This is a genomic window from Tenacibaculum aestuariivivum (assembly GCF_964507685.1).
Taxonomy (GTDB): domain Bacteria; phylum Bacteroidota; class Bacteroidia; order Flavobacteriales; family Flavobacteriaceae; genus Polaribacter; species Polaribacter aestuariivivum.
Map to the genome: position 1 here is coordinate 594,831 of NZ_OZ208414.1, position 18,531 is coordinate 613,361.

Annotated in this window: 17 protein-coding genes; 8 read left to right on the forward strand and 9 right to left on the reverse strand. The window is 28.2% G+C overall.

The annotated features are described in order from the left end of the window. The first annotated feature begins 7 nt into the window (after positions 1-7). Complete coding sequence (locus tag ACN5J4_RS02570) at positions 8-1,024, forward strand: glycosyltransferase family protein (protein ID WP_418650606.1); 1,017 nt, start codon at positions 8-10, stop codon at positions 1,022-1,024. Here the strand turns inward: ACN5J4_RS02570 and ung are convergent. After that, positions 1,011-1,673 (reverse strand): uracil-DNA glycosylase, encoded by a 663-nt coding sequence (gene ung / locus ACN5J4_RS02575; RefSeq protein ID WP_418650607.1) that lies wholly within the window; start codon positions 1,671-1,673, stop codon positions 1,011-1,013. The genes ACN5J4_RS02570 and ung overlap by 14 nt on opposite strands. Positions 1,674-1,689: 16 nt before the next feature. Between ung and ACN5J4_RS02580 the strand changes: the two genes are divergently transcribed. Then, complete coding sequence (locus ACN5J4_RS02580) at positions 1,690-3,918, forward strand: endonuclease MutS2 (protein WP_418650608.1); 2,229 nt, start codon at positions 1,690-1,692, stop codon at positions 3,916-3,918. A 218-nt stretch (positions 3,919-4,136) separates the two neighbouring features. On the opposite strand, the gene ACN5J4_RS02585 is transcribed toward ACN5J4_RS02580, so the two are convergent. Further along, entirely contained in the window at positions 4,137-4,361 is a 225-nt protein-coding gene (locus ACN5J4_RS02585; RefSeq protein ID WP_418650609.1) for a hypothetical protein, read from the reverse strand. A 21-nt stretch (positions 4,362-4,382) separates the two neighbouring features. Next, on the reverse strand, positions 4,383-5,777 hold the full coding sequence (locus tag ACN5J4_RS02590; RefSeq protein ID WP_418650610.1) for an MATE family efflux transporter: 1,395 nt from the start codon (positions 5,775-5,777) through the stop codon (positions 4,383-4,385). A gap of 113 nt (positions 5,778-5,890) precedes the next feature. Here ACN5J4_RS02590 and tpx point away from each other — a divergent pair, with 113 nt between their 5' ends. From tpx to ribB, 6 genes are all read left to right on the forward strand, one after another. After that, entirely contained in the window at positions 5,891-6,388 is a 498-nt protein-coding gene (gene tpx / locus ACN5J4_RS02595; RefSeq protein WP_418650611.1) for a thiol peroxidase, read from the forward strand. Between the two features lie 5 nt (positions 6,389-6,393). Next, on the forward strand, positions 6,394-6,774 hold the full coding sequence (locus tag ACN5J4_RS02600; protein WP_418650612.1) for a diacylglycerol kinase: 381 nt from the start codon (positions 6,394-6,396) through the stop codon (positions 6,772-6,774). Positions 6,775-6,801: 27 nt separating this feature from the next. Further along, positions 6,802-9,348, forward strand: a complete 2,547-nt coding sequence (locus ACN5J4_RS02605; RefSeq protein WP_418650613.1) for a DNA translocase FtsK — start codon at positions 6,802-6,804, stop codon at positions 9,346-9,348. 36 nt (positions 9,349-9,384) lie between these two features. Beyond that, positions 9,385-10,038, forward strand: coding sequence for a LolA family protein (locus tag ACN5J4_RS02610; protein WP_418650614.1), 654 nt, complete (start codon positions 9,385-9,387; stop codon positions 10,036-10,038). Between the two features lie 87 nt (positions 10,039-10,125). Continuing rightward, the gene (locus ACN5J4_RS02615; protein ID WP_418650615.1) at positions 10,126-11,598 is read left to right on the forward strand and encodes an LptF/LptG family permease; all 1,473 of its coding nucleotides are present in this window, start codon (positions 10,126-10,128) and stop codon (positions 11,596-11,598) included. Beyond that, complete coding sequence (gene ribB / locus ACN5J4_RS02620) at positions 11,576-12,718, forward strand: 3,4-dihydroxy-2-butanone-4-phosphate synthase (RefSeq protein ID WP_418650616.1); 1,143 nt, start codon at positions 11,576-11,578, stop codon at positions 12,716-12,718. The genes ACN5J4_RS02615 and ribB overlap by 23 nt, the downstream gene beginning before the upstream one ends. Positions 12,719-12,813: 95 nt before the next feature. Here ribB and ACN5J4_RS02625 read toward each other — a convergent pair whose 3' ends face one another. The 6 genes from ACN5J4_RS02625 to ACN5J4_RS02650 all read right to left on the reverse strand — a co-directional run bounded on the left by ACN5J4_RS02625 (position 12,814) and on the right by ACN5J4_RS02650 (position 18,419). Next, complete coding sequence (locus tag ACN5J4_RS02625) at positions 12,814-13,185, reverse strand: DUF4440 domain-containing protein (RefSeq protein WP_418650617.1); 372 nt, start codon at positions 13,183-13,185, stop codon at positions 12,814-12,816. 81 nt (positions 13,186-13,266) lie between these two features. Next, positions 13,267-14,220, reverse strand: coding sequence for an AAA family ATPase (locus ACN5J4_RS02630; protein WP_418650618.1), 954 nt, complete (start codon positions 14,218-14,220; stop codon positions 13,267-13,269). A gap of 108 nt (positions 14,221-14,328) precedes the next feature. Then, positions 14,329-15,708, reverse strand: a complete 1,380-nt coding sequence (locus tag ACN5J4_RS02635) for a peptidylprolyl isomerase (protein WP_418650619.1) — start codon at positions 15,706-15,708, stop codon at positions 14,329-14,331. Continuing rightward, on the reverse strand, positions 15,671-16,513 hold the full coding sequence (locus ACN5J4_RS02640) for a hypothetical protein (protein ID WP_418650620.1): 843 nt from the start codon (positions 16,511-16,513) through the stop codon (positions 15,671-15,673). Before ACN5J4_RS02640 ends, ACN5J4_RS02635 begins: the two co-directional genes overlap by 38 nt. Before the next feature lie 23 nt (positions 16,514-16,536). Continuing rightward, complete coding sequence (locus tag ACN5J4_RS02645) at positions 16,537-18,138, reverse strand: peptidylprolyl isomerase (protein ID WP_418650621.1); 1,602 nt, start codon at positions 18,136-18,138, stop codon at positions 16,537-16,539. Then, the gene (locus ACN5J4_RS02650; RefSeq protein WP_418650622.1) at positions 18,138-18,419 is read right to left on the reverse strand and encodes a DUF493 family protein; all 282 of its coding nucleotides are present in this window, start codon (positions 18,417-18,419) and stop codon (positions 18,138-18,140) included. The genes ACN5J4_RS02645 and ACN5J4_RS02650 overlap by 1 nt, the downstream gene beginning before the upstream one ends. Between the last annotated feature and the right edge of the window lie 112 nt (positions 18,420-18,531).

Consider the following 18,531-nt stretch of genomic DNA (forward strand, 5'->3'; position numbering starts at 1 on the left):
ATAACTTATGAAAATTTTATACGCTTTTCAAGGAACAGGAAATGGGCATGCAAGTAGAGCTATTGAAATAATACCTTATTTACAACAAAAAGCTGAAGTTGATGTTTTAATTAGCGGATATCAATGTGAATTAGAACTTCCATTTGAAGTAAAATATAAATATTACGGATTGAGTTTTATATTTGGAAAAAAAGGAGGAATAGATATTTGGAAAACCATAAAAAAAGCAAAACTTAAAACCTTATTAAATAATATTAAAACTGTTCCGGTAACTGAATACGATTTAATTATTAATGATTTTGAGCCATTAACCGCTTGGGCTAGTAAATTTAAAAATGTACCAATAATTTCATTAAGCCATCAAAATGCAGTATTAGATAAAAATGCACCAAAATATGGAACTTATAGATTTGAACGACTTATTTTACAACATTACGCCCCTGTAAAAACAAAATTTGGTTTTCATTTTAATGCTTATTCATCTGCAACCTTTACCCCTATTATACGTAAAAAAATAAGACACAGTAACATTATAAATAAAGGACATTATACAGTATACCTTCCTGCTTATGGCGATAAAAAAATTATAAAAATATTATCAAAAATTGAAAATACTAAGTGGGAGATATTTTCTAAACATACCAAAGAAAATATTATTATAAAAAACATTATCATAAAACCTATAAACGGACATAATTTTATAAAAAGCATTAGCTCATGTAAAGGAGTAATTTGTGGTGCTGGTTTTGAAACACCTGCAGAAGCTTTGTTTCTAGAAAAAAAGCTATTAGTAATTCCTATGAAAAACCAATATGAGCAACAATGTAATGCTTTATCTTTAAAAAAAATGGGCGTTACCGTTTTAAAAAGTTTTAATAAAAAACAAGTTTCAAAAATAAACTCATGGGTAACCTCGAAAGAAATAATTAAAGTAAATTACCCAGATGTTACAGAAGATATTTTAGATGCTATTATATCACCTTATTATCAACAAACAGAATTACCAATTGCTACCATTGGATAGGTATTTTACTTTTACTTTTCAAAAAAGTATTTGTTTTAGAAAAATGCTTACACCCAAACCACCCTCTCCATGCACCCAAAGGAGATGGGTGTGGGGCCTTAAAAACAGTATGTTTATTAACATTTATAACACTTCCTTTTTTTTGTGCAAATTTTCCCCAAAGTAAAAACACAACACCTTTTTTTTCTTCCGATATTATATGTATTACAGCATCAGTAAACTCCTCCCAACCTTGTTTTTGATGGCTTCCAGCCTCCCCCTCTCTTACAGTTAATGTGGCATTTAACAACAATACACCTTGCTTGGCCCACCGTGATAAATCACCTGAAATAGGGTACGAAACCTTTACATCATCTTCAATCTCTTTTAAAATATTAACCAATGATGGCGGATGTTTAACTCCACTTTGTACAGAAAAGCATAACCCATTAGCCTGTTCAGCTCCATGATACGGATCTTGCCCAATAATAACCACTTTTAAATCATCAAAATTACAATCATTAAAAGCTTTAAAAATAGCTTCCTTTTTTGGATAACAAGTATAATTAGTAAACTCCTTATCAATAAAACTCATTAAGTTTTTAAAATAAGACTTTGAAAATTCTGATTTTAAAACATTTTTCCAATTATCGTTAATATTTAGTTGCATTGTTTGTTATTTTTGCATGGCTTTCAAATATACTATTTTGACTAAAAATATTTCAGATAAAACGCTTCAAGATTTAGAATTTACAACAGTTTTAAAACAAGTTGCTTCACATTGTATTACAAATTTAGGGAAAGAACAAACCTTAGAAATTCAACCTATTTCACATAAAAATAAATTATTTTTTGAGTTAAACTTAGTTAACGAATATCTTTCTTCATTTCAAAATGAAAACCGAGTACCAAATCATTTTTTTGAAAATATTACCGAAGAAACAAAACGATTATCCATAGAAAATAGTTTTTTAGAAACCGAAGCTTTTTTGCGAGTTGCAACAGTTACTGAAACAGTAAATGAACAGAAAAAATTTTTAAAAAAATTTCAAACCTACTATCCTACACTATTTAACTTAAGTGATCAAATACAATTTACCACCTTTATATCTGATTGTATTAAAGAAGTAATTACACCATATGGTAAAGTTGCAGATAATGCATCACCTGTTTTAAAACAATTACGTAAAGATATTAATAATGTACGTGGTAAAATATCAGAAAGTTTTTCACATGCTTTAACAAGAAATATTGCTAATGGGTATTTAGACGATATTAAAGAAACCATTATAGATAATCAACGAGTTTTAGCAGTTACCGCAATGCACCGTCGCAAAATAAAAGGAAGTTTATTAGGCGCCTCAAAAACAGGAGGAATTGTATATATAGCACCGCAAGCAACACTTGCATACAGTCGTGAACTTCAAAATTTACTATACGAAGAAAAACAAGAAGTTGTTAAAATATTAAGAGCTTTAGCTAGTAAAATTTACCCATATACACCTTTATTAGAAGAGTATTTAGTGTTTTTAACCCATTTAGATGTAATTGGTGCAAAAGCAAAATATGCAAATAGTATTAATGGGTTACTACCTAAAATAACGAAAGATAAAAAAATATTTTTCAAAGATGCATTTCATCCTCTTTTATGGAAAAAAAACAAAGATCAAAATATTGAAACCTTTCCGCAAACCATTCGACTAGACGAAAAACAGCAAATTATTGTTATTTCGGGTCCAAATGCAGGTGGAAAAAGTATTACTTTAAAAACCATTGGATTACTACAATTAATGCTTCAAAGCGGCTTATTAATACCCGTTCATGAACGTAGTGAAACAACTTTATTTAACACCATACTAACTGATATTGGTGATAATCAATCTATAGAAAATCAATTAAGTACTTATAGTTATCGCTTAAAAAACATGCGCTCGTTTTTAAAAAAATGTAATGATAGCACTTTGTTTTTAATTGATGAATTTGGAACAGGTTCTGACCCAGAATTAGGTGGTGCTTTGGCTGAAATTTTCTTAGAAGAATTTTATGAACGTAAAGCCTTTGGAATTATTACTACACATTACGCTAATTTAAAAGTATTGGCTAACGAGTTAGATAATGTTACCAATGCAAATATGCAATTTAACGAACGTACTTTAGAACCTTTATATAAATTATTTATAGGGCAAGCTGGTAGTTCGTTCACTTTTGAAGTAGCCCAAAAAAACGGAATTCCATATAGCTTAATTAACAGAGCTAAAAAAAGAGTTGAAACTGAAAAAATAAGATTAGATAAAACAATTTCGAATCTTCAAAAAGAACGTAATCGCTTACAAAAAACTTCTGATAGCTTAATCAAACAAAAATCGAAAGGACAAGAACATATTGACAGCTTACAAGAAAAAGAGCAAAAACTACAAAATAAACTTTCAGGTTTTCAAGAACTATACGACAATAATCAGCGAATGCTTACTCTAGGTCGAAAAACAAATGAGCTATTAAACAAATATTTTCAAACCAATAACAAAAAGGAATTAAGTACCGAATTTTTTAAGTGGGTAGCTTCAGAAAACACAAAACGTATTAAAAAAGGACCACTAAAAAAACAAACTAAAATAGAAAAAAAACAAGATAAAATTATAAATCAAAAGCAAAAAGAAGCCATCAAAAAAGTAGAAAAAGAGGTACTTCAAAAAGTTATTAAAATTAGAGAAGAAAAGAAAGAAGAAGCTAAAAAATTAGCCATTGAAAAAGCCTCTTATGTTTTTAAAATAAACGACCGAGTACGTTTAATTGATGGTAATTCGGTTGGAACTATTGATAAAATAGAAAAGAAAACTGTTTTTATTAACTACGGAATTTTTACTACCAAAGCAAAAATTGAACAGTTAGAATTAGTAGAACGAGCTAAAAAATAAAAGTTTCATTAAAAATGTTTTTTGAAGCCACCTCCCGCTTTTCGCACTCGCTTCTCGCTAAAAAAAGTGAGAGAGCTCTAACAATTGCTACAATCGGGGCTAAAATTTTTTAGCCTATTTATAATTTAACTAAACACTTGTTTTTTAATAAAAAGAAAATAATAAATGCATATAATTACAAGTAACCATGCATTTATTATTTTTAATAAGCTTAAAAACTACTCTAAACCTTCCATTTCATTATCATAAAACTCACCTGCTTTATCCATTAAATGAGCAAGTTCAGTTGTAATATCTTCTTCTTTCTCTCCTGTTAAATCTTCAAACCACTCTACTTCATCATCTTTTAAATTAATTAAAAAACGTGGATATTCTGTATGTAAAACAAAAATATCCTCAGGGTGATTACTATTATCTGCTAATAAAAATTTAGGTAATTCCATAAAAAATGTAGTATTTATATTTTATACATCCCTAATAATTTCGGGATTTGTTTCTATTAATTTTAAAGTTAATCTATTAAATCTAATAAATAATAAAATAGATGCAGTAGTTAAACCAGCTAATAAACCTAACCAAATACCAAAACTACCATAAGTTTCCTCTGTTCCAAAAAAATAACTGATAGGAAAACCTACAATCCAATATGATATAAAAGTAATTATTGTTGGTATTTTAACATCTTGCAAACCTCGTAAAGCTCCTAAAACTACTACTTGAATACTATCTGATATTTGAAAAATAGCAGCCGCAATTAATAAGTTTGCTGCTATTTTCATAACCTCCATATTATCAGCATAATTATCAACATCACTTAAATCTATGTATAAATTAGGAAGTGATTTATGAAATAAATAAAATAAAGTTGCAAAACCTATAGCTAAAAGAATACCCAGTAAAAAAATAGAAAATGCAATTCTTCTTAAATCTACAAACTTTTTCAAACCTTTCTGGTTTCCCACCCTAATCATAGACGCTACACTTAATCCCATAGCAACCATAAAAGTCATTGATGACAGGTTTAAAGCTATTTGGTTAGCAGCTTGTGCATTTTTACCCAACAAACCACTTAACCAAATAGCCGCTGTAAAAATAGCTACTTCAAAAAACATTTGCATTGCACTTGGCCCTCCTAAATTAATTATTCTACGAAGCATTAATTTATCTAATACAAATAACTTAATATTTGTTACCAACTCTTTTGAGTGTTCTTTTTTAGTTAACATCCACCAAAGATGTAAAACCATTACAAATCTAGATAGTAATGTTCCATATGCTGCACCCACTATACCCATTTCAGGAAAACCAAATTTTCCGAAAATTAATAAATAATTTAAAATAACATTTAAAACATTAGCCAATATAGTTGCATACATTGGATAACGAGTCATAGACAAACCATCACTAAATTGTTTAAATGCCTGAAAAATAATCATCGGAATTAAAGAAAAAGCAACTAAATCTAAATACGGTATTGCTAACTTAACAACTTCGGTAGGTTGTTTCATTAAATACATTAATGGCTTAGAAAAAAACACTAATAAAAACATAAGAATTCCTATAGCTGTACACAAAAACAACCCGTGTTTAAAAGTTGATTTTGCCTCTTTAAAATTATTAGCAGAATCGGCAGCAGCAATTAAAGGTGTTATAGCTGTTGAAAACCCAATTCCTAATGACATAGCAATAAACATAAAACTGTTTCCTAACGAAACGGCTGCTAATTCTGCAGTTCCTAATTGCCCTACCATAATATTATCAACAAAGCTAACAAAAGTATGCCCTAACATACCCAGCATTACAGGGGCTGCTAGCTTCAAGTTATAGCTAAACTCAGATGTATATTGTTGTAAATTCAAAACTTATAGTATTTCGGAACGCGAAGATAACTTTTTTAACAGTCCTCCGTCTTTATCTTCTTCGTTTTTTAATTAATTTAATTACCTTTGATTTTTATAAAAACATATATAAAATGGCTTCAATAACACTACAAGGAAACACAATAAACACAATAGGAAACTTACCAAAAACTGGTAGCAAAGCAACAGATTTTTCATTAGTTGCAACAGATTTATCAATTAAAAAATTAGCAGATTTTTCGGGGAGTCGATTAATTTTAAATATTTTTCCTAGTATTGATACAGGTACATGTGCAACATCTGTAAGAGAATTTAATACAAAAGCAGCTAACTTAAAAAACACAAAAGTTTTATGTATTTCTAGAGATTTGCCTTTTGCTCAAGGTCGTTTTTGTGGTGCTGAAGGAATAGAAAATGTAATTATGTTATCTGATTTTTCAACAGGTAATTTTGGTAAAAATTATGGCTTAGAAATAGAAAATGGTCCTTTAGCTGGTTTACATTCTCGTTGTATTGTTATAATTAATGAAGAAGGAACTGTTGTATACACTGAACAAGTAAGTGAAATTGCTAACGAACCTAATTATGAGGCAGCTTTAAAAGTACTATAATATTTATGAAAAATCCGAACGATGGTTTTATAAGAGGAAGGTTACGAAGTGTAACTTTTGCATTAAAAGGAATGTGGCTATTAATAACAACGGAAGATAGTATTAAAGCGCAACTTTTTTTTGGTTTTCTAGCCACTTGTTTAGGGTGTTACTTTAATATATCGATGACCGAATGGATGTTTCAATGTTTGGTTATCGGTATTGTTTTAGTTGCTGAAGCTTTAAATACAGCTGTAGAAAAAGTTGCCGATTTTATACACCCTGATTATCACAAAAAAATAGGTTTTATAAAAGATATTGCCGCAGGTGCTCCTGCTTTTGCCGCCTTAATATCTTTGATTATTGCTGGCATAATTTACCTTCCTAAAATAATAGCTATATTGTAGCATTAAATTTATTTCTAACATAAATACATGGCAAAGAGAAATACACCAACTCTAAAGAAACAATCTGAAAACAACCCTTTTAGTAAGGTTACTTCTTTTTTTTCTAATAAACATAACCAAACTATTTTAGGGGCTTTTTTAGTACTTTTTTCTATATTTTTAACGGTTGCTTTTATATCTTTTTTCTTTTCTTGGCAAGAAGATCAAAGTTCATTATCACAATTTTCAAATAAATCAATCCCTACCAAAAACTTGTTAGGAAAAATTGGCGCAAAACTAAGTAACTTTTTTATTTATAAGGGATTTGGTTTAGGTGCTTTTGTAATACCTGTTACCTTAATTTTAACAGGTGCTAGAATTTTACTGCAAACTAATTTAAAAAAAATAATAACTTCTTGGAATTGGAGTATTTTAATAATGCTTTGGATTTCTATATCATTAGGATTTGCTGAAAAAGCAAATGCTCTTTTATCAGGTGTTATTGGTTTTGAATTGAACGAATATTTTCAAACTTTTTTAGGAAAAACAGGACTAATAATTTTACTATTTTTCTTTTTGATAGCCTACTTAATTATCAGGTTTAGTATTACACCTGAAAAAATTAATAATAAAATAAAAGTAGCTAAAGAAAATAAAGCCAAGAAAGAGCAAAATAAGGAAGAAAAAAGAGCTAGTGAAGAAATAAATAAAAAAAACACTAATGTAACTAACAATATACAAAGCACTGATGAACGCACTATAGAAACTGTTAAAAATCCTGTAACACAAACAAAATCAGGTTTTGAATTATCAGTTGAAAACCTACAACCAACTATTACAAAACACTCTGAAGTAACTTCTAATACTCTAGAGAACGAAGAAATAATATTAAAGGTTAATAAAACACCTGAAGTAACCGAAATAACAACACCATCTCCTATAATAGCTTCTATAGAAAAACCATCTACAGAAACAAATACTATTAAAGTTTCTGAAGAATCAATAAAAGAGGTTGAAGTTGCTATTGAACAAAATTCTGAAGAAAAAAGTGTTGCTGAAAATTTATCAGATCAATTAGTAAAAGATTTTGGAGAATTTGATCCTACCTTAGATTTAGGTAATTTTAAATTTCCAACTTTCAATTTATTAAAAGAATATAATGAAACTATTTCTATTGATCCTGAAGAACTTGAAGCCAATAAAAACCGAATTGTAGATACTCTTAAAAACTATAAAATTGGTATTTCTGAAATAAAAGCTACTGTAGGTCCAACAATTACATTATATGAAATTGTACCAGAGGCGGGTATTCGAATTTCAAAAATTAAAAACTTAGAAGACGATATTGCTTTATCTCTTTCAGCTTTAGGTATTCGTATTATTGCTCCTATTCCAGGAAAAGGTACTATTGGTATTGAAGTTCCTAATAAAAAATCTACTATTGTTTCTATGCATTCTGCTATTTCTTCTAAGAAATTTCAAGAAAGTCAAATGGAACTACCTATAGCTTTGGGTAAAACTATTTCAAACGAAACTCTTGTAGTAGATTTAGCTAAAATGCCACACTTATTAATGGCAGGAGCAACAGGACAAGGAAAATCGGTTGGACTGAATGCCGTATTAACCTCTCTTTTATATAAAAAGCACCCTGCAGAAGTAAAATTTGTATTAGTAGATCCTAAAAAAGTAGAACTTACATTATTCAATAAAATTGAGCGTCATTATTTAGCCAAATTACCCGATGTTGACGAAGCTATTATAACTGATACAACTAAAGTAGTACATACTCTAAATTCACTTTGTATGGAAATGGATGCTCGTTACGATTTATTAAAAAACGCTATGGTTCGTAACATTAAAGAATATAATGTTAAATTTAGAGCTAGAAAGTTAAATCCTGAAAACGGACATAAATTTTTACCATATATAGTTTTAGTTATTGATGAATTTGCCGATTTAATTATGACAGCTGGTAAAGAAGTAGAAACACCTATTGCGCGTTTAGCTCAATTAGCACGAGCTATTGGTATTCATTTAATTGTAGCAACTCAACGACCATCTGTAAACGTAATTACAGGTATTATTAAAGCAAATTTTCCTGCCAGAATAGCCTTTAGAGTAACCTCTAAAATAGATTCTAGAACCATTTTAGATGCACCAGGAGCAGATCAATTAATTGGTAGAGGTGACATGTTATATTCAGGAGGAAATGACTTAATACGTATTCAATGTGCTTTTGTTGATACTCCTGAAGTAGAGAAAATAACCGATTTCATAGGTTCGCAACGCGCCTATCCTAATGCTTATTTATTACCAGAATATGTAGGTGAAGAAAGTGGCACAAATGTTGATATTGATATTGACGACAGGGATAAATTGTTTAAAAGCGCTGCAGAAGTTATTGTTACAGCACAACAAGGTTCTGCATCTTTATTGCAACGTAAATTAAAATTAGGATACAATAGAGCTGGTAGAATAATTGATCAATTAGAAGCTGCTGGTATTGTTGGTCCTTTTGAAGGAAGTAAAGCGAGACAAGTTTTGGTCCCTGACTTTATAGCTCTTGAACAATTACTAGAAAATGAAAAAAAATAATTATAAACTCCTCTAAAAAGGATGAAAAAAAATAAAATGAAAAAAATAATATTATTAGGTATCGGATTATTGATTAGTTATAACATTGTAGGTCAAAACACTTCTTCAGAAGCTAAAAAACTACTAGATGAAGTATCTAATAAAATGGGGGCTTATACTAATATGACTATAGGTTTTAACTCTTCTTTAATAAATAAAGAAGCTGGTATTATTAATGACGCACCAATAAGAGGAGAAATTACACTCTCAGGAGAAAAATATAATTTAAACTACTTAGGTAATAATTTTATATTTAATGGTGATAAACTTGTTGTTATAAATCAGGAAGAAAAAGAAGTTACACTTTCTAATGGTGATTTAGATGATGAGGATGGATTTATTTATCCTTCAAAATTATTAACCTTTTATAAAGAAGGATATAATTTTTCTATGGGAAAATTAGAAAACAATAATGGTCGTAAAGTACAATTTGTAGATTTATTTCCAATAGATAGTAATTCTGATATTGTAAAAGTTCAGTTAGGTATTGATGCAAAAACAAAACATATTTATAAATTAGTGCAAATAGGTGCAAATGGAGCTGAAACAACTTTTACAATTGTAAAATTTAAAAGTAACCAACCAATATCTAGAAAATTATTTACTTTTGATAAAGAAAAATATCTAAAAATGGGATATTTTATAGACTAAAAGCCTCATTATAAGTTTTATTACTGACTTAAAAATCATTAACAAAACTTTTTTTATTTACATATCTAACCTACTACCTTTGTTGCTGTGAAAACATTAGACAAATATATTTTAAAAAGCTTTTTACAGCCTTTTTTTGCTACATTCTTAATTATACTATTTGTTTTAGTTATGCAAGCTCTATGGCTTGCCTTTGATAGTTTTGCTGGTAAAGGTATTAGTATTGGAATTATCTTAAAATTTCTTTGGTATACTACACTGCTTATGACTCCACAAGCATTACCTATAGGAGTTTTACTTTCTTCTATAATGACTTTAGGTAGTTTATCTGAAAATTATGAATTTGCAGCAACAAAATCTGCTGGTATTTCATTACCTAGAATGGTACGTCCTTTAATTATTTTAACATTATTTTTAAGTGTTTTAAATTTTATTTTTTTGAATAATGTATACCCTTACGCAATGCTAAAGCAATTAAACATGAGGGTAAACATTAAAAAAAAACAACCCGCTATAGCTTTAGTAGCTGGTAGTTTTAATACAGAACTACCTAACTTTCAAATTAAATTTGAAAAAAAATACGGTAAAAAAGAAAACCTTTTAAAGGAGGTTATGATATATGATTTATCAGCCAAAAAAGGTAACAATAAAATTATAACAGCTAAAAGAGGTAAAATATTAACTGAAGAAGGTAGTAGGTATATGACCTTAGTCTTAGAAGATGGTTACTATTTTGAACATCATATAAAAAATGGAGCTTCACTTAGTGAGCGACAAAAAATGCCTGCATCTCATGCCTATTTTGATGAATACACTATTAATATTGATATTTCTGCATTAAGTGGTGGAAATTTAGAGGAAGAAAAGTATAAAACACAATATAATATGTTAAGTCTTGCTCAGTTAAAAGACACTATTCCTTCAATGAAGAAAAATTATGATTCTTTTATAACTAATAGGGCTCAAAATTTACTTTTAAGTGTTAAAGTTAAAAACTTGCACTCATTACCTGACTCGTTAATAAATAAAAAATTATCAATAAATATTCTTGATAATTTTAATCTTATTGAACAACAAAATATACTTAACATTGCTAACTCCAAAATAGATAGAAGTATAAACAATAATAAGTCAAATAAAGAAACTTTAAAAAGAAAAAGAAAATATTTAAACTTATATGATATTGAATTTTATAATAGAGTTGCTTTCTCTCTCTCTTGTTTATTGCTATTTTTTATAGGTGCTCCATTAGGATCAATTATAAGAAAAGGAGGAATGGGATTACCAATGATTTTAGCCATTAGTATTTATGTACTTTATTTTTTCACCAACACTTTTGGACGAAACCTAGCAGAAGAAAGTTCACTAACAGCCATAATAGGTTCTTGGCTAAGTGTATTTTTAATGCTACCTTTGGCTATAACATTAACTATTAGAGCTAGTAAAGATAAAGGATTATTTGATTTTAAAAGCTTTATTACATCTGTTCGTAATTTATTTAAAAACTATTCTCTACAAAAGAGAAAACAATATAAAAATGACAACACAAACATCCGCTAAAGTTCAACTGAATACTATTCAAGAAGCTATACAAGACATTAAAGACGGCAAAGTAATAATTGTAGTAGATGATGAAGATCGTGAAAATGAAGGTGACTTCTTAGCTGCTGCTGAAAAAGCAACTCCAGAAATGGTAAACTTTATGGCTACTCATGGTAGAGGTTTAATATGTACCCCACTTTCTGAAGACCATTGTAAAGAGCTAGAGTTAAATATGATGGTAACCAATAACACTGATCCTATGGAAACAGCTTTTACAGTTTCAGTAGATTTGCGAGGTAAAGGAGTAACTACAGGTATTTCCGCCTCTGATAGAGCGAAAACAATTCAAGCATTAATTAACCCTAAAACAAAACCTTTTGATCTTGCACGTCCAGGACATATATTTCCTTTAAGAGCAAAAAATGGAGGTGTTTTAAGAAGAACTGGCCATACCGAAGCTGCCATTGATTTTGCACGTTTAGCTGGTTTACAACCAGCAGGAGTTATTGTTGAGATAATGAATGAAGATGGTACCATGGCACGTTTACCACAACTTCTAAAAGTTGCTAAAAAATTCGATTTAAAAATTGTTTCTATTGAAGATTTAGTTGCTTATAGAATGGAGCACGACTCTTTAATTGAAAAGAAAGAAGATTTTAATATTAAAACTCGTTTTGGTGATTTCCGCTTAAGGGCCTATAAACAAACAACTAATAATCAAATACATATAGCACTAACTAAAGGAACTTGGACTAAAAAAGATCCTATTTTAACTAGAATAAACTCAACTCTTATTAATAATGATATTCTTGGTACTTTAACTAATGATGCTGACAAAAAACTTGATAAAATGTTTAGCGTTATAAATAAAGATGGTAGAGGAGCTATTTTATTTATCAATCAACAAAATCAATCTTTAAACTTGTTAAGCCGATTGCGTGGTTTAAAAGAAAACCAAACTAATGGTAAAATGAAAGCTCCAAGCCTTATGATGGATAATAAAGATTTTGGTATTGGCGCTCAAATATTACATGATTTAAATTTACATAAATTAAAATTAGTTTCAAACACTGAACAAACCAAACGTGTTGGTATGATTGGTTATGGACTTGAAATTGTAGATTATGTAAATTATTAAAAATGCTTTTTACAACAAAAAATAACGCCTATATAACTCTTATTTTTGTTATAATTTTAAAAGCTATACATTTCATGTTAATTATTTAATAATAATTAACATGAAGTATCTGCTATAATTTTCCATGTTCCTTTTATCTTTTTAAATATAATCATAAACACACCATTAGTATTACCTACTTTTCTTGTTAAATAATACTCTCCCATTACAAAGTAAGATTTTTCTGTTACTTTTGAAATGTCAACTACCTTAAAGTTTAGTTTTCCTGAATAATCTTTTGTTGGGTATGCTTTTTTATAATTTGCTAAAGTTTTATCCCATCCATAAGTAATCCCGCTACTACCATAGAATTTTAAAGAATCATTTTTCCAGTAACCATTCATATAATTTTCTAAATTATGATTAGACCAAGCTTTTTCTTGAGCTTTCATAACTGATAAAATTTCACCTTTTTCAACCTGTTCCATTATTTTAATACTCAATGGCTCTGATTTACAAGAAATAAATATTATAGAAATAAAAACTATATATATAAGTATTTTTATCATTTAGAATAATGATTTAATAATATCTTTTATACTAATTCCTTCTGCTTCGGCTTTATAATTTTTAACTATTCTATGAGATAATATAGGAATAGCAACAGCTTGAACATCTTCAATGTCTGGTGAAAACTTTCCGTTAACAGCAGCATATGCTTTTGCGGCTAGAATTAAATTTTGTGATGCTCGTGGCCCTGCTCCCCAATCAATATATTTTTTAATTAATTCGGTTGCTTTGTCAGATTTAGGACGAGTTTTACCAACTAAACCTACAGCATATTCAACTACATTATCTGCTACAGGAATTTTTCTAATCAATTTTTGAATTTCTATAATTTCAGTAGATGAAAGAATAGACGTAATTTTTTGATTAATTGTTGATGTGGTATTTTTAACCACCGCTACCTCTTCTTCAAATGTTGGATATTCTAAATATATAGAAAACATAAATCTATCTAACTGTGCCTCTGGTAACGGATATGTACCCTCTTGTTCTATAGGGTTTTGAGTAGCTAAAACAAAGAATGGTAACTCTAACTTATAATGATGACCAGATACTGTTACCGATTTTTCTTGCATTGCTTCTAATAAAGCTGCTTGTGTTTTAGGAGGTGTACGGTTAATTTCATCGGCTAATATAATGTTAGAAAAAATGGGGCCTTTAATAAATTTAAACTGACGATTTTGATCTAAAATTTCACTTCCTAAAATATCAGAAGGCATTAAATCAGGCGTAAACTGAATACGGCTAAACTGCAAGCCTAAAACATCTGATATCGTATTTACCAACAATGTTTTTGCTAAACCAGGTACACCTATTAAGAGTGAATGACCTCCGCAAATAACAGATAACAATGTGTAGTTAACTGCTTCATGTTGCCCAATTATAATTTTACTTATTTCGTGCTTTAATTGACTAAATTTTTGAACTAAATTGTTTACAGCGGTTACATCTGACATAAAATAATTTTTTTTTATTATTAATTTTATAACAGTAATTTACTAACTATTATAAAAATAAGATTCCCGCTTTCGGCGGGAATCACAATATACTAAAATTATTAGTTCTTATTTGTTTTCTTTTTTCCAATCTTTTTCGAAACTACAATTTTTATAATCGTCTCCTAATTTGATATATGTTTCTTTAATTTTTTGTTTTGACCATTTATTAATTACTTCTTCTTTCTTTTTATCTAAAGCAAATTGTTGCATTTTCACATAATCATCTATAAGATTTGCTTTATGTGTTTCAGTCTTAGTTTTTAATAAAATTACTTTATACATTTTTTCTCCCTCTCGTGTTTCATCATAAAAAACATCTGATAACTCCCCCTGTTTAAGTTCACTTATTCGACCAAATAAGTCTGGTGCCATCCTTGTTAACTCGAAAGAAGTTTCTTGTGTATATGGGTTTATTATTAAACCTTCATTATTTTTTGTTTCCTCTTCCTCTGAGTATTTTTTCACAGCTTCTTCAAAGGTTATTTTACCTTTTTTTATATCTTCTATAATTTTGTCGATAGCTACTTTTGTTTCTTTTAAAGTAGCATCAGAAATTTCTGGTTGTAATAATATATGAGAAACATCACGTCCATTACCTCTTATTTTATTTAATAAAATAATATGATAACCAAAAGGAGATTTAAATGGATCTGACACTTGTCCTTCTTCTAACGAAAAAGCTACTTCTTTAAATTCTTTTACAAAATTTGTTTCTTTTGTAATAACTCCCATATTACCACTGTTTTGTGCAGCACTTGGATCGTCAGAATTTATAATTGCTTTTAATTTAAAACTAGCACCTTCTTCAACTTGTTTTTTGATTTTTACAAGCTTATTTACAACTCGCTCATTTTCGTATTTTGTTGGTGCTGCTTTTAAAACTAATTGTGCTATTTCTACTTCTGCTGGAATTTCTGGTAATTCATTTTTATCTTTCAATCCTTTAAAATACACACGTATTTCTTCAGGAGTTACATCTACTTTTTCAGTAATTTTTAATTGCTCTTTTTCGGTAAGCAAATTTTCTTTTTGTACTCTTCCTAACTCTTTTTTTAAGTCTTCAATGTCATTAAAGCCATATGCCTTAATTACTTTTTCTTCACTACCATATTCGTTAGTAAAGTAAGTGATACTTCTTTGTACTCTATTATCAATATCAGATTGAGCTACCACAACACTATCTACAATAGCATGGTGAGCTAATAATTTTTGTTGCATTAATTGCTCTAACATTTCACAGTTAGAAATTTTAATTTTTCCTTCACTCCTAAGTTTAACTTCTTGCTTAAATTTATCTATATCAGAGTCTAAAACGATATTTTCACCTACTACTACAGCGACACCATCAATTTTAGTTTGTTGGGCATTTAAAGTTCCTAAACTTGCCAAGAAAAAGGTACATATAATACTAGTATTCTTTAAAGTTTTTATTTTTAATTGCATCATTTATCAGCGTTTTTTCTATCTCTCTAATTAATTCTAATTTTCTTTTGTGTAAAATTATTTGTTTAATTCTTCCACTCACAAAAGTTAAAGGTGCCGTAGCATTTTTTGGTAACTTCTTTTTTATAGCCACCAAATATACTCCTAAACTATCTTCTTTTTGTATGTATTTAGAATTTTTTAACAAACTTTCCTTTGTTTCTAACTGAAACGGAGGAATCATTTTTTGTAAAGAAGAAAATGATACCCAAGTAGAATCTTGAAGCCTATAGGATTTAAAATTTAATAAATATCTTTCCAAATCTTCACGATCTTCATCTTTAATTGACTTAAAGTTGTTAATAGTTTCTTCTTTATCTAAGAAATCTTTTCCAAAATAAATATATTCAAATTGTAAGAGATCATCATTTAATTTGAAATTTTCTTTATTTTCATTATAATATATATCTATTTCCTCTTGTTCAACAATGGTATCTAATTGCTGTTTTATTAAACGCTCTTTATAACCATTTATATATAAGCTCTTTTTATAACTATTAACTAAATTTTCTATTTTTTCACTATTTACATCTGATATGTTCTCAACTGCCTTAGCTAATAGTAACTCTTGTTTTGCCCATGAATAGATGAGTCCTTTAGCTACAATTAAACTATCTTTTGGATTAATGTTTTTTTGTAATAACTCTTTAATATCTTTTCTATAAAGATTTTTATTGTATACCGTAGCAATAGGGGTTTCTTTTATAACTTTTTCAGTTTTTAAACTAATTAAATCACATGAAGTTATAAATAATATTGTTACTAACAAAAAGGCTATTTTTTTCACTTATATTATTGTTTATATATTTTCTTAAACTTATTTAACTCCCTTTCTTTTATTTCAATTTTACTTTTGTTTCGTAACTCACTAATCCATTCTTTTTCTATTTTTTTTTGATAATCATTAATAACATACCCTTTTACATTTTCAAACTTTTTTGACTGATATTTTAACTTATTAATATTATAAAATTGTTGTAAACCTATAGAATCATTTAATGCTCGGTTCCATATTTTTTTCTGCATTACTTCAAATAAAAGCATCCCTTCCTTATATGATAATAAGCTGTTTTTATATTCAATATTCGTATTTATTAAATTATTTTTAAAATAATTAAGTATTTGGTTATTTTTAAATTTATTATATAATACATCAATAGGCTCGTTATATTTATACTTTATAAAATTGTAAAAACTTTTTTGAGTTATCTTTTCTTTATTTATAATTAATAAAACTTGTGTTAAATTTTGTGCTTTTAACTGTTTTATATCTGAGTTTAAAAAAATTACTAGTGCTTTTTTATATTCTTTTATAGTATACTCTCTTTTTAACTTATCTAAAATTGTTTGTTTTGATAATGCTATTCTATTCGATTGTTTTACTTTTAAGGTTAACGCGTCTTTTACTGTATTAAAAGAACCCAGCGGATACTTCTTTATTAATTTTACAATATGCCAACCAAATTTAGTTTTAAAGGGTTTTGTATAATCGCCTTCCTTTGATATTTCTCTCACTTGGTTTTCGAAACTTTCAACCATAACACCTGTGCCAAATTTTGGTAACTTACCCCCTATAGAAGCGGTACCTAAATCTTCTGAATACTGCTGTGCTAATTTTTCAAAAGGCATTCCTGTTTTTAGTTTTTGATAAATTGAAGTTATTTTTTGGTTACTCTCTGCTGAATTTTTCACTAAAATATGAGCAACTTCAAATGTTCCTTTAGAAACTCTTTTTCCGGTAACTTTTAAAATATGGTATCCGAATTTAGTTTTAAAGGGCTTCGAAATTTGATTTAACCCTGTACTATATGCTACATTCTCAAAAGGATACACCATTGAAAACGCCGAGAAATAGCCTAAATCACCTCCATTACTTTTTACTGATGGATCATCAGAAAATTCATTAGCTACCATTTTAAATGGTACTCCTTTTAAAATTTTATTTCGAAGATTATTTATTTTTTTATAAATAGTTAAGGTATCAAAACTACCTTCTTTTTTTGAATATTTAACTAAAATATGACTTACCTTAACTTCATTTAATTGACGATTATAGGCTTGTTTTACCAACTTAGCTATATATGCATCATTTTGTAAATAAGGCACCATTAATTGTTTTTCATACGCCAACAACTCTTTTTTAAAACTAGCTAAAGTATCTAATTTTAAGGCATATGCTTCTTGAACTTTTAATTTATAATCTATAAAAAGTTCAAGATAATTATCTATTTTTTTAGCATCCTCCTCCAGAAGTGCTAAATTTTTCTCATAAACTTGTTTAAACTCAGAAACCTTTACAGGTAAATTATTTATACGAAGTAGCACTTTATCCTTTTGAGCAAAAGAATAATTAGTTGTTAATAAAATAACTAAAAATAAAAAATAATGACGCATTATAATGAAATTATACCTTTAATAACATCTGCTTTTTTATAATAAGCTATTACCTCATCAGCCGATTTAACATTTAAAAAAATAGATATACTATGATATTTACCTGTTTTTGATGTTTTTGTTTCAATAACCACCCCTCCTTTATTAAATAATCCTTTTACCTCTTCTTCTTGATTTTCATCCGTAGGTACAATAAATTTAAATAAATATTTACTTGGAAATTTAGTTGTATCTTCTAATTGTGTTTTTAATTTACTGTAAAACGCCTCTCTGTCTACCATAATGCTTGCTATTGTTTCTCTAAAATTTAATTTTCACCATTAAAATAACTTAAAAATGATGAAACACAAAATTACACTATTTATTACATTTATAAATTGAAACTTATACTTT

Coding starts and splice junctions, on each gene's coding strand:
- ACN5J4_RS02570 (WP_418650606.1), top strand. CDS start 8: ATGAAAATTTTATACGCTTTTCAAGGAACAGGAAATGGGCATGCAAGT.
- ung (WP_418650607.1), bottom strand. CDS start 1,673: ATGCAACTAAATATTAACGATAATTGGAAAAATGTTTTAAAATCAGAA.
- ACN5J4_RS02580 (WP_418650608.1), top strand. CDS start 1,690: ATGGCTTTCAAATATACTATTTTGACTAAAAATATTTCAGATAAAACG.
- ACN5J4_RS02585 (WP_418650609.1), bottom strand. CDS start 4,361: ATGGAATTACCTAAATTTTTATTAGCAGATAATAGTAATCACCCTGAG.
- tpx (WP_418650611.1), top strand. CDS start 5,891: ATGGCTTCAATAACACTACAAGGAAACACAATAAACACAATAGGAAAC.
- ACN5J4_RS02600 (WP_418650612.1), top strand. CDS start 6,394: ATGAAAAATCCGAACGATGGTTTTATAAGAGGAAGGTTACGAAGTGTA.
- ACN5J4_RS02605 (WP_418650613.1), top strand. CDS start 6,802: ATGGCAAAGAGAAATACACCAACTCTAAAGAAACAATCTGAAAACAAC.
- ACN5J4_RS02610 (WP_418650614.1), top strand. CDS start 9,385: ATGAAAAAAATAATATTATTAGGTATCGGATTATTGATTAGTTATAAC.
- ribB (WP_418650616.1), top strand. CDS start 11,576: ATGACAACACAAACATCCGCTAAAGTTCAACTGAATACTATTCAAGAA.
- ACN5J4_RS02625 (WP_418650617.1), bottom strand. CDS start 13,185: ATGGAACAGGTTGAAAAAGGTGAAATTTTATCAGTTATGAAAGCTCAA.
- ACN5J4_RS02630 (WP_418650618.1), bottom strand. CDS start 14,220: ATGTCAGATGTAACCGCTGTAAACAATTTAGTTCAAAAATTTAGTCAA.
- ACN5J4_RS02635 (WP_418650619.1), bottom strand. CDS start 15,708: ATGATGCAATTAAAAATAAAAACTTTAAAGAATACTAGTATTATATGT.
- ACN5J4_RS02645 (WP_418650621.1), bottom strand. CDS start 18,138: ATGCGTCATTATTTTTTATTTTTAGTTATTTTATTAACAACTAATTAT.
- ACN5J4_RS02650 (WP_418650622.1), bottom strand. CDS start 18,419: ATGGTAGACAGAGAGGCGTTTTACAGTAAATTAAAAACACAATTAGAA.